Below are 14499 nucleotides of genomic sequence, written 5' to 3'. Positions count from 1 at the left end.
GAGTCCCCGGGAGCTTACATCAGTAAGTGACTGGGGTGAGTAAGGACAGCCAACGCATCTGCGGCGCGAAAGATGACGTAGCGCGATGCCCTAAAGATTTCGTGTTGCAGAAAGGCGGCAACCGAGCGAGTCCCCGGGAGCTTACATCAGTAAGTGACTGGGGTGAGTAAGGACAGCCAACGCATCTGCGGCGCGAAAGATGACGTAGCGCGATGCCCTAAAGATTTCGTGTTGCAGAAAGGCGGCAACCGAGCGAGTCCCCGGGAGCTTACATCAGTAAGTGACTGGGGTGAGTAAGGACAGCCAACGCATCTGCGGCGCGAAAGATGACGCAGTGCGATGCCCTAAAGATTTCGTGTTGCAGAAAGGCGGCAACCGAGCGAGTCCCCGGGAGCTTACATCAGTAAGTGACTGGGGTGAGTAAGGACAGCCAACGCATCTGCGGCGCGAAAGATGACGTAGCGCGATGCCCTAAAGATTTCGTGTTGCAGAAAGGCGGCAACCGAGCGAGTCCCCGGGAGCTTACATCAGTAAGTGACTGGGGTGAGTAAGGACAGCCAACGCATCTGCGGCGCGAAAGATGACGGGCATCAGGGCAAAAAAAAACACCTGTCCGGGGACAGGTGCAAATTTTCAGGTCGGTTAAGACAACCGGTTGGTACCTGACTCAACGTATTGCCCGATAGACCCAATAAGACGTTAGCGATATTGGCTGGCTGGACAACAGGTACCGTAAAATGGCTCTGCGTCATTCCCAGGTTTATGAAGCATCAGCAAACATAAGAGGTGGAATGAGCATCTACGCAGATATTCTTGCACAGCGCGTGCCAGAATAGCAATTCACTCGCGATAAAATCACCATCTCACTGATCGTTAACACATTAATTTCTTCTTAACAGGTGTTATTACCCGGCTCAGGCGTCGCCTCAGGCCCACACCATTGCCTGGGGTGCGTCTCCATTCAGAGACAGGCAACGCATACTTAAGTAAACACCTTATTAAACATAGCGTTATATGTCTCAATGTAGCGACAAACGGATATTATGTTCTTACGCTGCGTTCGACCAGTGCCATAATCACCGCGTACAACTCATCCCGCGCCTGTTGTTCGGTGATTTCATTACGGGTGGATGCGTAAGCCACCGATTCCGCAGCCCCCAGCATGGCCCACAAACCGGCGTTCGATAATGCTTTACCCCCGGTGAATGGCGTCAGCGTTTCGCGACACTTCTCAATAAAGGCGACTTCGTAGGCCCGCTTAATCTGCTCAAGCTCGGGTGAACCAACAAGTGCAGCTATGATACCCGGTATCTCCCGCCCCTGTTTTTGAACACAATTCACATACGATTCGGCCATCACCTGCGCCCTGGCCGACAAAGTGGCTTCACTTTGCGCTAATGCCGCATCAAACAGCGCATTTTGGCGGGCATCGAGCTCCTGATAAAGCACCGCAAACAGACCTGAACGTGTGCCGAAATGATCATACACCACGGGCTTAGTGACGCCTGACTGCTCAGCCAGGCGGCCCAGCGTTAAGGCCTCCGTTCCCTCGGTACGAATGAGCTGCCATGCCGCTTCAATGAGCTGCTGGTAACGCGCCTCACGCGATAAACGTCGCCGGGGCAGCGGTGAAGAGTTTATGTCCGTTGACATGCTTATATACCAAAGGTAACTTACCAATAGTATATTAGCGTAACTTTTCTCAGTTCAACCTGCAAGCCGGAGGCTGCTCATGCATACCCTTATTGTCGTTTCTCATCCCGATCGCCAGTCATTGACACATCACGTCGCCACACAACTCGCAGAGGGCATCGAGTCAACAGGTGGCAGCATTGAGCTCGCCGATCTTGCCGCGGAAGGATTTGACCCGCGTTTTACTGCAGATGATGTAGCCGCGTTCCGCCAGCAGGGATCGGTAACAGAGGAGATCGTTGCGCAACACGCCAGGATCGACCGCGCGGACACCCTTGTACTGGTTTATCCGATTTACTGGTGGTCGATGCCTGCACAGCTAAAAGGCTGGATTGACCGCGTATTTACTCAAGGCTGGGCTTATGACGCCGATGACGATGGCCGCCTGGTAAAAAAACTGCAACACCTTAAGGTGCATCTGGTCGCCATTGGTGCGGGCGATATGCGTACTTACGCCCGTCACGGTTACTTTGCCGCCATGAGAACGCAGATCGATCACGGGATTTTCGATTTCTGTGGTGCGGAGGTGCTGACCTCTGAACTGTTGTTACAAATGCCCGGAGAAGCGCTGAGCGCTGAACTGCAAAATGTGAGCGAGCTGGGAAGGAAAATGGGGCAGGTATAAACGAAATAAAAGACGAAAAAAACCTGCTTTTTCAAGCAGGTTTCTTAAATTGGTAGCGAGTAGGATTACGGCTCTTCGAGCCGCCCTGCGGGCCGTTGCTGAAGCAACGTTGTCTCGCTTCGCTCGGCTCAAACCTCCTTCGGAGGTTCTCATCCTCATTACGTACAGACGAAAAAAAACCCGCTTTTTCAAGCAGGTTTCTTAAATTGGTCGGCGAGAGAGGATTACGGCTCTTCGAGCCGCCCTGCGGGCCGTTGCTGAAGCAACGTTGTCTCGCTTCGCTCGGCCCAAACCTCCTTCGGAGGTTCTCATCCTCATTACGTACAGACGAAAAAAAACCCGCTTTTTCAAGCAGGTTTCTTAAATTGGTCGGCGAGAGAGGATTCGAACCTCCGACCCACTGGTCCCAAACCAGTTGCGCTACCAAGCTGCGCTACTCGCCGAATACTTCTGTAATGCCACTACTTTTCTTTTTTTTTATCGCTCAAAACTCTCGGTTTTAAGCAAAAACCCCGCCACAGCAGGGTTTTCTAAATTGGTCGGCGAGAGAGGATTCGAACCTCCGACCCACTGGTCCCAAACCAGTTGCGCTACCAAGCTGCGCTACTCGCCGAATACTACGGCACTGCTTTACTGCTTAGATTTTGTGGTGCGAAGAGAGGGACTTGAACCCTCACGTCCGTTAAGACACTAACACCTGAAGCTAGCGCGTCTACCAATTCCGCCACCTTCGCATACGACAAAATCTTGTACTTAAAGTCTGGGGTGGCTAATGGGACTCGAACCCACGACAACTGGAATCACAATCCAGGGCTCTACCAACTGAGCTATAGCCACCATACCTGACTTCTTTACTGCTTCTTTCTACTACTGACTAACGCGGTAAATGTTACCACCGCCGCTCATATGCGCACAAAATAAATGGTGCGCCCGACAGGATTCGAACCTGAGACCTCTGCCTCCGGAGGGCAGCGCTCTATCCAGCTGAGCTACGGGCGCGTAGCGCCGTTGCGGATGTGCATACTACGGAGGAGAGCCCTGACTGTCCAGTGCTTTTTTCACAAAAAAACGCGTTTGATTACGCTTTGTGCATTACGTCTAAAGTAGCAGCGTTTTTCGGCCTTTTCACCCGGTGAAATCGCACAAAAGGCCTTTCAGCGACAAAAATGACTTACTGATTAAAGATCGCCGCGCCAGTGATATTTGAGGTATTTCAGCAATCTGAGCTGACGTTTCAAGCGCGAAGGCTGTGAAATCAGGCGATACAGCCACTCAAGGCCCATTCGCTGCCATATCTTAGGCGCACGCTTCACCTGGCCGGTAAACACGTCGTAGGTGCCGCCCACGCCCATATACAACGCATCCGGGTAGCTGGCTTTGCAGTCACGCATCAGAATTTCCTGCCGTGGTGACCCCATCGCCACCGTCACCAGTTTCGCGCCGCTCTCCCGGATGCGCGTAAACAGTGCATCGCGCTGATCCGGGGTGAAGAAGCCATCCTGCGATCCGACAATGTTCACATTCCACTGGCGGCGCAACTTATCGATGGTCTGCGCAAGAACCGGCGGTTTGCCCCCAATGAGAAAGACGGGCGTTCCCTCACGCCCGGCACGCTCCATCAGCGCTTCCCACAGATCGGCTCCGGCAATGCGCGATACCTGCGCCTGCGGATACTTCTTGCGGATAGAGCGCACGATGCTGATGCCATCGGCATATTTGTATTCTGCGGCATCAATCAACTGATACACCGCCGCATCGGCTTCTGCGGTCAGCACTTTCTCCGCGTTGATCGCTACCAGCGTGCCGGTTTTCAGCTCACCCTGTTGATTGAGGTAATCAACAAACTGCGCCATATCACTAAAGCCTGACAGCGTTATCCCGCGGATCCGATATTGCGGCACGGTTACAGAGACACTCATGGACATTCCTTTAAAACAAATCGCCTGGCAAGCATTAGGGTTGGGTCGACAGCGGACGAACCGGAACACGGGCACGGATTAAACCCGCGGTGTCCAGCAGCCAGTACAGCAGCTTCGCCACCACCACACAGAACGCGAAAATCACGCAGAAGAACACCACGCGCGAAACAAATGAATCCAGCCCTTCCCGTGCCAGCACGATCATGTTGAACACGGCACCAAAGCAGAAGCTTTGCAGAATCGCTGCTTTATAGCGATTCTGCTCCTGCTGGCCTTTTTCGTATAACCAGTCGAACCACTTAATAATCAGCCCAACGCCAATCGCCCCCAGCGGAATAAACAGCGCCCCGCCCATCACCACCAGCGAACCGATTAACGTGGGCGAGATGGCCAGCCCGGAGTGGTTATCCAGCACTTCCCACGTAAAGTAGTTCGCGCTGTTGAGCACAATGGAAGGACGGTCATGCCACAACCAACTGGGAATAAACACGTAGAAGTCACGCCAGATTGGGGCCAGCCCCTGGAAATCGATTTTGTCGTAGTTTTGCAGCAGCAGGCCCAGGTTCTCCCACGGCGAGAAAGTATCGCGGGTCAGATAGAGGAAGGTGTAAAACGCCTCCGAGCCGCTAACATCGAGGTTATAGCGCTTAAGCGCCAGCCAGAACATGCCGACAATCCCGCCAATACCCGCCAGCACTAGCATCCACAGGGTGATCCAGCCACGAATAATGCCGATAAACAGGAACAGAGCAAAAGCAATAATGATGTTGGCGCGGGTGCCACCGACAATCATGTACGTCAGCAGCCCAAACGCTACGGTACTGACCAGAAACACCAGCCAGCTCCGCTTGTCCTGCTTGAGGAAGTAGATCACCAGCATCGCCGGAATAAAGAAGTAGAAGAAGCGCTTCAACGCCACGCCGGAGACATCCGCCGAGAAAATCTGGCTGTAGCTGTGCAGCTTGAATAGCAGGAAACCATTGTGCAGGAAGAACACACTGACGGTTCCCAGCGCTACCAGCGCCAGAATGCCCCAGGTCAGATGGGCTTCAATACGGTTAATCGTAAACACCTGACGCGGGGGTGCGCGATGCTTTGCCCGCAGACGGGTTTTATAGCTGACGTAGTAAATAGCGTAGAAACAGCCCGCAGACAGTAACGCCTGGAGCAAGTACTCCGGCGGCACCACGTCAACATCAAATCCAAACACCAACATGCAGGTCAGCGGGAAGCCGAAGAAAAAAGTCAGCAGAAACAGCAGCGAGAAAAATACGTTTAAGTTGAAGCGCACACGACGAAACTCACGCCAGGTGAGCGTGAGAATAAAACCACAGCAGCACAGATACACCACCAGCAGCCCGGCAAACTGTAATAACGTCATGCGGTGTCCCCTTCGACCAGACGCAGTGCCTGCTGCCAGCCGCTCAGATAGCCCGGCTCAAAAAAGGCAATATGTGATTTATCCAGCAACATCATCTGACGCCGCGCCTCTTTCACTGTCGCTGCATCCAACGGATCACCCTCAAACAACACCGGAACCTGTTGTTCTGTCAGATCCTGCCAGAACGGGTTTTTACGGTTAAGCACAAAGGGCACATTGGCCTGCATCAACAGACACAGCGTACCGATACCCTGCTGGCGTTCAAAAATAAAATAGCCAAGGTGGCAACGGGCGATCAATTGCAGATAATCGCTGAACGCCAGCTTCTCCGTCAGGAGCTCCACGACACCCGGGGCAAACAATGCCGCGGCCGCGTCACGTACGCGTTGGATATACGCCTCGTTATTCGCAGGGTAGCCCAGCGGCACCTTGACCCGCACATTATCGCCAAACTGCTGATGGATGGACTGTAGTGCCTGAATATGTCGGTTGCTGGCATCCCCGGAGTTACCGAGCAGAAGGGTCAGCTGCCCCTGAGGCTCATCACTGCTTTGCACATTCTGTGCCAGCCGTGTCGGGAAATAGAGTAAAGAAGCCGGAACTTTCGGGTGCCGCTGATGAAAGTGATTAATATCACCTCGGGTGGCAAACACCTGCGCCACTCGTTTTTGTGCCTGACGCCGTAGCAGATAGAACAGCCTGAATTTCAGGCGGGTGGAATCTTCATACAGGTCTGCCCCCCAGATATGCCAATAGATCTGTGAGCGCTTAAGCTGGCCGGACAACAACGCCAGCCACAAACGGGGATTGAACTGACCGTGGCAGAAAAAGCGCGTGTCACGCTCACGGCGTCCAGTGGCAATCACAGCAGCGGCGAGCGCCGCTTTATTTGCAAAAACACGGATATTCAGCCGCGTAAAGGACTGCGCCATCTCAGGCTGTGCGCTCACCAGCCAGAACTCGCGTGGCGCTGTCACGGGCACCACGTCATGCAGCTGTTGATCAAAGAAGCTCAACACCGTCTGGTTATGATGTGGGATGTCTGAGCCTAAAAGGTGAATTACTCTGGTCATACTCGTCTACGGTAAATAATAAAAATGCCTGCACAGAGTGCAAAATAAGCGATATAGGTCGCCATATACGCCTGAGCCGCACCGGCTGCACCATGCAGCGGGATCAGCCAGCGGGAAAAGCCGGTGAGCAAGATAAACTGGCTCACTTCCGTCAGCACATAAAAACGCAGCGATGCCTTCGCGATGACCAGATAGCCAAAAACGTAGCAACCCACTTTGAGTACATCGCCCGTCAGCTGCCAGACAAACAAATCGCGCATGGCGGCAAACTCACGGGAGAACAGCAGCCAGATAGCCACATCACGCAGCAACCAGACGGTTAAACTCACGGCGGCAACCACTGGCAGCACGAAGCGCAGCGCCTTCAGAATTTCACGTGAAATCTCAGCCTTGTGCTGCAGGCGTGACAAGGTGGGCAGCAGATACACGCTGAAAGACGCCGTGATAAATTGCAGGTAGGCATCAGAGATACTGCTGACGCCCTGCCACAACCCAACCTGTTCCCATCCCGCATGTTGTGCCAGCAGGTTACGCATCATCATCCACGCCACGGGCAACGTCACAGCGGTGATCAGCGCCATCAGCGTAAACTTACCCAGCAGGGCAACAAACTCCGGCTGCCAGGCGGGTAGCAGATAACGCATCGGCAGATGCTCACGACGCACCAGCAAAACCACTGCCGGCACCACCACCAGTGCAGGCACCATCGCCAGCCCGATCAGTGCACCGCTGTAACCCCCCAGCTTGTAGCAGACAAACCACGCAGCAACGCCGGTCAGGCTACCGATAATCAGCGACCATGCATTGCCTGCCGCATCACGAAAGCCTTTCATGATCGCCAGCGCCAGATTAGCCCAGGCGATGCCCATTTGCAGGAAGGCGACGATACGGATCACCTGCTGATAGCGGTCATGGCCAAACAGTGCATGACTGATGGGTGCAGCGAACAGCAGGAACACCAGCGCCAGCAGCAATGAGAATCCCAGCACCATTGACGACGCGGTGCCGGTAACGGCACGCAGCTGTTCAGGCTGCTGCTGATACTGCGCCACATACTTTGTGACGCCGTTAAAAATGCCCGCTCCGGCCAATACGCCGAGCACGGTAATCAATTGACGAAAATTCCCCGCCTGACCGACGCCAGCCGGCCCGTAAGAGACCGCCAGCATTTTCACCACCAGCAAACCGGCGACAATTTTTACCAGCGTGGAGGCGGCCGTCCACACTGACGCTTTTGCCAGTGACATATCAGGAGAAATAGCTCAGTAAGGAGTTGATCACCGTTTTCTGATTATTATCAGAAAGGTTAAAGAACAGCGGCAAACGCAGCAGGCGATCGCTCTCTGTCTGGGTGAAATGGTCTTCACCGTGGAAGCGGCCAAAGCGCTGCCCCGCGGGTGAGCTGTGCAGCGGAATATAGTGGAACACCGCCATGATTTCGGCCTCTTTCAGCCATGCAATCAGCGCGCTGCGGTCATTATGGTCGCGCAGCTTCAGATAAAACATATGGGCATTGTGTTCACAGTCGGCCGGTATGCTGGCCAGCTCAATGCGCCCACGTGCGACCAGCGGCTGCAATGCATCGTAGTAAGTCTGCCACAGGCGCAAACGTTGCTGGTTAATGCGTTCCGCTGCCTCCAGCTGCGCCCAGAGATACGCGGCCTGCAAATCCGCCATCAGGTAGCTGGAGCCAATATCACGCCAGGTGTATTTATCCACCTGGCCGCGGAAAAACTGGCTGCGGTTGGTCCCTTTTTCACGAATGATTTCAGCACGCTCGACCAGGGACGCGTCGTTGACCAGCGTCGCACCGCCTTCACCACCCGCGGTATAGTTTTTAGTTTCGTGGAAGCTGAAGCAGCCGATATGGCCAATGCTGCCCAGCGCCCGACCTTTGTACGTCGACATCACGCCCTGTGCGGCATCTTCCACTACCCATAGCTGGTGCTTTTTCGCCAGCGCCATAATGGTGTCCATCTCGCAGGCAACGCCCGCGTAATGTACCGGCACGATGGCTTTGGTTTTGTCGGTGATCGCTGCTTCTATCAGGCGCTCATCGATGTTCATGGTATCCGGGCGCACATCGACAAACACAATCGTTGCACCGCGCAGCACGAAGGCGTTGGCCGTAGAGACAAACGTGTAGCTCGGCATGATCACTTCATCACCGGGTTGAATGTCGATCAGGATGGCCGCCATCTCCAGCGATGCGGTGCAGGAGGGGGTCAGCAGGACTTTGCGGCTGCCGAAGCGCTGCTCCATCCACTGCTGGCAGCGACGGGTAAAACCGCCGTCGCCGCAGAGTTTGCCGCTGCCCATTGCCGACTGCATATATTCAAGTTCAGTTCCCACCACCGGTGGCGCATTAAACGGAATCATGGCGTTTCCCTGTATAACCAGTAGGCGGTGCGTTCAATCACGCCACCGCAGCGAAGATAGAGTCGCAACGCGGCAACATTGCCCAGTTGCGTTGCGACATGAAGCCGTGTCAGTCGACGCGCGCGGCACCAGTCATTAGCTGCATTCATCAGCCGCTGGCCAATGCCCAGCCCCTGCGCAGCAGGTAACACAGCCAGCAGGCCAATGCGCGCCGTGCCGTCTTCCAGCTCACGCAGCGATACAAAACCCTGCATCGCACCCTGCTCATCCACCGCCAGCAGGCACTGGTGATCAAAGGTGCCGCGTACGGCATTTTCCACCCACTGCGCATAAAAACGCCCGCTGTCGCCCGGCGCATACCAGGGCGCGCGAAAACGGCTGTAGATGAACGCTTCTTCAGCCACCTGGCGCAGCGCGGGGATATGCTCAGCGCGGGCAATACGAATGCCCGTCGGGCGTTCAACAGGGGTGATGCCCAGCACGCAATCTGCCTCCCCTTCCACCAGGCGAAACCCCAAAGCGCTCAGGGCATCCAGTTCCGCACTCTGTTGCGCCAGCACTTTGACCTGCACCAGCGTATAGCTGTCGAGTTGCGCACTATCCAGCGGTGTATCACCCTGCAATTCAAGCAGAGCGCTGTGACAACCAAAGAAGGCGTTTTCCCACGCCAGAGGTTTAAGCGTCGCTTTCACTAACGCCAGACACCTTTCGTATCAACAATCCATTGCTGTCTGACTGCTGTCGGATCAATGGCTTTAAAATCACGATGGTCCACCAGCATCACCAGTACATCGGCCTGTTGCAGCGCATCATCCAGCGTCATCAACGTCACGCTCTCCTGTAATTTTGCCGGCAGTTGCTGCACGTTAGGCTCCACCACCAGCGTGGTGCCCTGATGCCAGTCGGCAATCATTTTGGTGACCTGTACCGCCGGGCTTTCCCGCAGATCATCAATATCGGGTTTAAATGCCAGCCCAAAGCAGGCGATTTTCAGCTCGCTGGCGCGTTTGTTATTGCTCATCAGGCAGTCGCCCACCTGGCGCTGAACCAGCTCCAGCACCCAGTGCGGCTTGCTGTCGTTGACTTCACGCGCGGTGCGGATCAAACGCGCTTGTACCGGATTCTGCGCCACGATAAACCATGGATCGACCGCAATACAGTGCCCGCCCACACCCGGTCCAGGTTGCAGAATATTGACGCGCGGGTGGCGGTTGGCCAGCCGGATCAACTCCCAGACGTTAATACCCTGATCGGCCGCGATCAGCGACAGTTCGTTCGCGAAGGCAATATTGACGTCGCGGAAGCTGTTTTCGGTTAATTTGCACATCTCAGCGGTGCGCGAGTTAGTGACCACGCACTCACCTTCCAGGAAGATGTTGTACAGCTCGCAGGCGCGCTGTGAACAGCGTGGCGTCATACCGCCAATCACACGGTCGTTTTTAAACAGTTCAACCATCACCTGACCGGGCAACACGCGCTCCGGGCAGTAGGCCACCTGGATATCCGCATTTTCACCGGCCTGCTGTGGGAACGTCAGATCGGTGCGAGCCGCCGCCAACCATGCCGCCATCTGTTCGGTAGCCCCAACAGGTGAGGTCGACTCCAGGATCACCAGATCACCCTTTTTCAACACCGTGGCAATCGACACGGCCGCTGCCTGCACGTAAGCCATATCCGGCTGGTGCTCGCCTTTAAAGGGTGTCGGCACAGCAATCAGATAAGCATCGGCAACCTGTGGCTGCATAGCTGCGCGTAACCATCCGCCTTCAACGGCCGTTTTCACCACGCGATCGAGGTCCGGTTCGACAATGTGGATCTCGCCACGGTTGATGGTTTCGACCGCATGCGCATTAATATCAATGCCGATCACCTGCTTCTGACGCGAAGCAAAAGCAGCGGCGGTAGGCAGACCGATATAGCCCAAGCCGATCACTGAAATAGTATTGAAACTCATAATGTTATCCGATTATTTTTTAGGGCCTGCACAATGCGCTGGCAGGCCAGCCCGTCACCATACGGGTTATGGGCGCGGCTCATTGCATGCCACGCGTCCTCATCGGTGAGCAGGCGGGTCACTTCGCTGACGATCTTCGCGCCGTCTGTGCCCACCAGTTTGACGGTGCCTGCGGCAACCGCCTCAGGGCGTTCGGTAGCGTCACGCATCACCAGCACCGGTTTACCGAGCGATGGCGCTTCTTCCTGGATGCCACCGGAATCCGTCAGGATCAGCCAGGCGCGATCCATTAGCCAGACAAAAGGCAGGTACTCCTGCGGTTCAATCAAAATGATATTACCTATGCCACGCAGAATGCGGTTTACCGGCTCGCTGACATTCGGGTTGAGATGCACCGGATAGACAATTTGCGTGTCCGGGTGCAGACGTGCAATTTCAGCCAGCGCGTTGCAGATACGCTCAAAGCCGCCACCAAAACTTTCGCGACGGTGGCCGGTGACCAGGATCAGCTTTTTATCCGCATCCAGGAACGGGTAGCGGGCTGCCAGGCTATTTTTCAGCGCATCATCACTGAGTACGCGGTCACGCACCCAGAACAGCGCGTCAATCACGGTGTTGCCCGTCACGAAAATGCGCGACGCGGGCAGATTTTCACGCAACAGGTTCTGCTGCGAACTGGCGGTCGGCGTGAAGTGGTAACTGGCAAGATGCCCGGTCAGCGTACGGTTCGCTTCTTCTGGCCACGGCGACCAAAGATCACCCGTGCGCAGCCCCGCTTCAACATGCCCCACCGGAATTCGGTGGTAAAACGCCGCGAGGCTGGCAGCCAGCGTAGTGGTAGTATCACCGTGAACCAGCACCACATCGGGGGTGAAATCGGTAAACACCGTTTTCAATCCCTCCAGGATGCGGCTGGTGATTTCGGTCAAGCCCTGGCCAGGTTGCATGATATTAAGATCGTAGTCCGGCACGATGGAAAACAGGTGCAATACCTGATCGAGCATTTCCCTATGCTGTGCGGTCACGCATAAGCGTGACTCGATGTCCTCATCCTGCGCCAGCGCATGCACCAGGGGTGCCATTTTTATCGCTTCGGGACGCGTGCCAAAAACCGTTAATACTTTCACCGTGACTCTCTCAATTCGAAATAATTTAGCAGCACTTATTCAGTGCCCTTTACGGCGAGAGCGGCGCACCAGCGCAGTCCCGGCACCCAGCAGCACGCCTACCGTGCCCCACATGATCATCAGTAATACACGGCGTGGGCTGTCACGTTTTACCGGCTCTTCCGGTGTGCGCAGATAACGCCAGGTCTGGAATGATTTTACCAATGTAGGACCGACATTCAGTGTCGCCTGCATAGCCCGGTTTTGATCGTACTCCAGATCGTAGGACGGACCCGTTGCACGCAGATTTTCCAACCGCGCCTGCAACATTGGCCTGCCCAGCATGAACATTTCAGAATCCGGCAGTTGCTCGGAAGGTGTCTGCGTTTTTGCTTGTTCGAAGCCCTGCTGTTGCGCAATTTTCAGCGCCTGTCCGATGCTGTTGATCTGACGGTCGTAAATAGCTTTGGCTACTGCTTCCTGACGTTTAATCTGCGCCTTTAACTGAATACTGCGCGCAGCCCAGGCAGCGGCGAGTTCTTCATTGAGATGCGTGGTAGCACGGGCATTAGCAAAGGCAACATACTGGCGCAGAAGAGTATTCGCATCTGCTGCTGTTTCCGCGATCAGCCTGACGGTATCGTTGATATTTTTTGCATTATCAGCGGGCTGGAACTGGATATTGGCAATCATTTCATCCAGTAAGGCGGCATCTTCACCGGTCTTGCCGCTTTTACGCTGCTGGTAATAGCTGGACTGTAGCCAGAAGTCACGACGCGTATCCCAGGCAAAAAGCTGCATCATAAACTCCTGATACGCTTCATCCATCACCGTCGGCGGAGCCACGGTGAGGCTGCCAGCACGAATATCCAGATTATTGAGAAACTCCTGCTGGGAATAAAACCCGGACAACATATTCACCGTAGGACGATCCACAATCGCCGTGGTGCTCCACTTCGGCGTCACCAGCAACGAATAGATCCAGGCCAGCAGTGCAAAGAGCACACCACCCGCAATAATCCATAACTTACCGCGCCATAGCGTGCAGCAAAGGCCACGAATATCCAACTCGTTATCTGCAGCGTCAGGATAGGTCATACATCTGTTTCCTTGTCATCAGGGCATAGGTCAGTCAGTAGGAGATTTGTTTTCATTATTGTTATTTCGCAGACGGCGTTTAAACCGTTTGATCATGCGCGCCACGCGCCACGCGCGTTTAATGCAGTAGCCGTAAAGCATAAAGGCCAGCAGGAACAGAACCAGCATCATCCACTCAGGGACAAATGAAAGGTACTCGCCCAGTACACCAACGATAGCCAGCAGGGCCGCAGCCGCGGTGATCAGGACAAACGCCTGACGCGAAGTGAAACCGGCGCGCATGATCAGATGGTGAATATGTTGGCGATCGGCGGAGAAGGGGCTCATCCCTTTGCTCAGACGGCGATACATAATGGCGACCATATCCATTAATGGAATCGCAATCAGCCAGAGCGCCGTCACTGGCGTGATGGGATGGTTCTGACCCTGGGTCGCTTCTAACAGGATCCAGATAATCGTGAAGCCAATAACCGTGCTGCCAGCATCGCCCATAAAGACTTTATAGCGGCGGCCAAACATCCCCAGATTCAACAGGATGTAGGGCACAATGGCTGCAATCATGATAAAGCACCACATGGCAAGGCTGCTCTGCCCATCAAACTGGAGGATGACCCCCATTGCCAGGAACGTCACGCAGGATAAACCGCCCAGCAGTCCGTCGATGCCGTCCACCATGTTGAAAGCATTGATCGCAGCCCAGACAGCAAACAGTGTCAGCACATAGCCGAACGGCCCTACCACCAGTTCCCATGGGCCAAAGATGTAGCCCAGGCTTAGCAAGTAAAGTTTGGCTTTCATCATCATGACAATGGCGACACCCGCCTGTACCACTGCGCGGAATTTCACACTGATGTCATAACGATCATCAAGCGCCCCCACCAGTACCAGGCATCCGGCACACGCCAGATAAAGCACGGAATGAGGTATGTAGAAGTTCGTCAATGCAAAAGCAAAACAGCTGCCTGCAAACACAGAGATACCGCCTACCAGCGGAATGGCCCCCTGGTGACGTTTGCGATAATTGGGCTTATCCACCAATCCAATTTTGTTAGCCGCTTTACGTGCAAAGAAAAGAAACACCAATGAAAATATAAAAGTCAGGCCAAGTTCTGTACTCATATTGAGTAAATTCACATTATCCAGCTCTCTGCTAAGAATTGCACAATGTTATAAGCAATATTTGTGCCAATAACATCTCTTCAATTCTGATTTTATTCACCGGGACAAGCATAATCAATATCCCCATTGATCGGTATCCCGTGCCGTTCTTTA

12 protein-coding genes, 5 tRNA genes and 2 other RNA genes are annotated in these 14499 nt (G+C 54.5%); 1 reads left to right on the top strand and 18 read right to left on the bottom strand.

Features of this window, described 5'->3' with window-relative positions; translation table 11 throughout:
* Positions 1 to 1041: 1041 nt before the first annotated feature.
* Complete coding sequence (locus WH279_RS10180) at positions 1042 to 1653, bottom strand: TetR/AcrR family transcriptional regulator (RefSeq protein WP_339456313.1); 612 nt, start codon at positions 1651 to 1653, stop codon at positions 1042 to 1044.
* Between the two features lie 79 nt (positions 1654 to 1732).
* Between WH279_RS10180 and WH279_RS10175 the strand changes: the two genes are divergently transcribed.
* The gene (locus WH279_RS10175) at positions 1733 to 2317 is read left to right on the top strand and encodes an NAD(P)H-dependent oxidoreductase (protein WP_339456311.1); all 585 of its coding nucleotides are present in this window, start codon (positions 1733 to 1735) and stop codon (positions 2315 to 2317) included.
* A 50-nt stretch (positions 2318 to 2367) separates the two neighbouring features.
* Here the strand turns inward: WH279_RS10175 and WH279_RS10170 are convergent.
* The 17 genes from WH279_RS10170 to wecA form a co-directional block, all read right to left on the bottom strand.
* Positions 2368 to 2488: non-coding RNA, RtT sRNA (locus WH279_RS10170), on the bottom strand.
* 36 nt (positions 2489 to 2524) lie between these two features.
* Positions 2525 to 2650: non-coding RNA, RtT sRNA (locus WH279_RS10165), on the bottom strand.
* Positions 2651 to 2683: 33 nt separating this feature from the next.
* Positions 2684 to 2760 (bottom strand) — tRNA-Pro (locus tag WH279_RS10160).
* Between the two features lie 93 nt (positions 2761 to 2853).
* Positions 2854 to 2930, bottom strand: a tRNA-Pro gene (locus WH279_RS10155).
* Positions 2931 to 2964: 34 nt separating this feature from the next.
* Positions 2965 to 3051 (bottom strand) — tRNA-Leu (locus WH279_RS10150).
* Positions 3052 to 3078: 27 nt separating this feature from the next.
* A tRNA-His gene (locus WH279_RS10145) sits at positions 3079 to 3154 on the bottom strand.
* An 85-nt stretch (positions 3155 to 3239) separates the two neighbouring features.
* Positions 3240 to 3316: transfer RNA gene (locus WH279_RS10140), tRNA-Arg, on the bottom strand.
* 179 nt (positions 3317 to 3495) lie between these two features.
* Positions 3496 to 4236 carry a lipopolysaccharide N-acetylmannosaminouronosyltransferase gene (gene wecG / locus WH279_RS10135; RefSeq protein WP_133846861.1) on the bottom strand — a complete coding sequence of 247 codons (741 nt, stop codon included), beginning with the start codon at positions 4234 to 4236 and terminating at the stop codon, positions 3496 to 3498.
* A 34-nt stretch (positions 4237 to 4270) separates the two neighbouring features.
* Positions 4271 to 5617, bottom strand: a complete 1347-nt coding sequence (gene wzyE / locus WH279_RS10130; protein WP_339456309.1) for an ECA oligosaccharide polymerase — start codon at positions 5615 to 5617, stop codon at positions 4271 to 4273.
* Positions 5614 to 6690, bottom strand: coding sequence for a TDP-N-acetylfucosamine:lipid II N-acetylfucosaminyltransferase (locus tag WH279_RS10125; RefSeq protein WP_339456307.1), 1077 nt, complete (start codon positions 6688 to 6690; stop codon positions 5614 to 5616). The genes wzyE and WH279_RS10125 overlap by 4 nt, the downstream gene beginning before the upstream one ends.
* Positions 6687 to 7937, bottom strand: a complete 1251-nt coding sequence (gene wzxE, locus WH279_RS10120) for a lipid III flippase WzxE (protein ID WP_159338531.1) — start codon at positions 7935 to 7937, stop codon at positions 6687 to 6689. The genes WH279_RS10125 and wzxE overlap by 4 nt, the downstream gene beginning before the upstream one ends.
* A 1-nt stretch (position 7938) precedes the next feature.
* Entirely contained in the window at positions 7939 to 9069 is a 1131-nt protein-coding gene (rffA, locus tag WH279_RS10115; RefSeq protein ID WP_339456305.1) for a dTDP-4-amino-4,6-dideoxygalactose transaminase, read from the bottom strand.
* Positions 9066 to 9761 (bottom strand): dTDP-4-amino-4,6-dideoxy-D-galactose acyltransferase, encoded by a 696-nt coding sequence (gene rffC / locus WH279_RS10110; RefSeq protein ID WP_339456303.1) that lies wholly within the window; start codon positions 9759 to 9761, stop codon positions 9066 to 9068. The genes rffA and rffC overlap by 4 nt, the downstream gene beginning before the upstream one ends.
* Entirely contained in the window at positions 9761 to 11023 is a 1263-nt protein-coding gene (gene wecC / locus WH279_RS10105; RefSeq protein WP_339456301.1) for a UDP-N-acetyl-D-mannosamine dehydrogenase, read from the bottom strand. Before wecC ends, rffC begins: the two co-directional genes overlap by 1 nt.
* Positions 11020 to 12150, bottom strand: a complete 1131-nt coding sequence (gene wecB / locus WH279_RS10100) for a non-hydrolyzing UDP-N-acetylglucosamine 2-epimerase (RefSeq protein ID WP_339456299.1) — start codon at positions 12148 to 12150, stop codon at positions 11020 to 11022. The genes wecC and wecB overlap by 4 nt, the downstream gene beginning before the upstream one ends.
* 39 nt (positions 12151 to 12189) lie before the next feature.
* Entirely contained in the window at positions 12190 to 13227 is a 1038-nt protein-coding gene (gene wzzE / locus WH279_RS10095; protein ID WP_339456298.1) for an ECA polysaccharide chain length modulation protein, read from the bottom strand.
* A 30-nt stretch (positions 13228 to 13257) separates the two neighbouring features.
* Positions 13258 to 14361 (bottom strand): UDP-N-acetylglucosamine--undecaprenyl-phosphate N-acetylglucosaminephosphotransferase, encoded by a 1104-nt coding sequence (gene wecA, locus WH279_RS10090; RefSeq protein ID WP_200643875.1) that lies wholly within the window; start codon positions 14359 to 14361, stop codon positions 13258 to 13260.
* Between the last annotated feature and the right edge of the window lie 138 nt (positions 14362 to 14499).

It is taken from the genome of Erwinia sp. MYb375, assembly GCF_037479175.1.
GTDB classification, from domain to species: Bacteria; Pseudomonadota; Gammaproteobacteria; order Enterobacterales; family Enterobacteriaceae; genus Erwinia; species Erwinia rhapontici.
The sequence above is the reverse complement of the archived record's forward strand: the minus strand, read 5'-3'. Positions and strand labels throughout refer to the sequence as shown.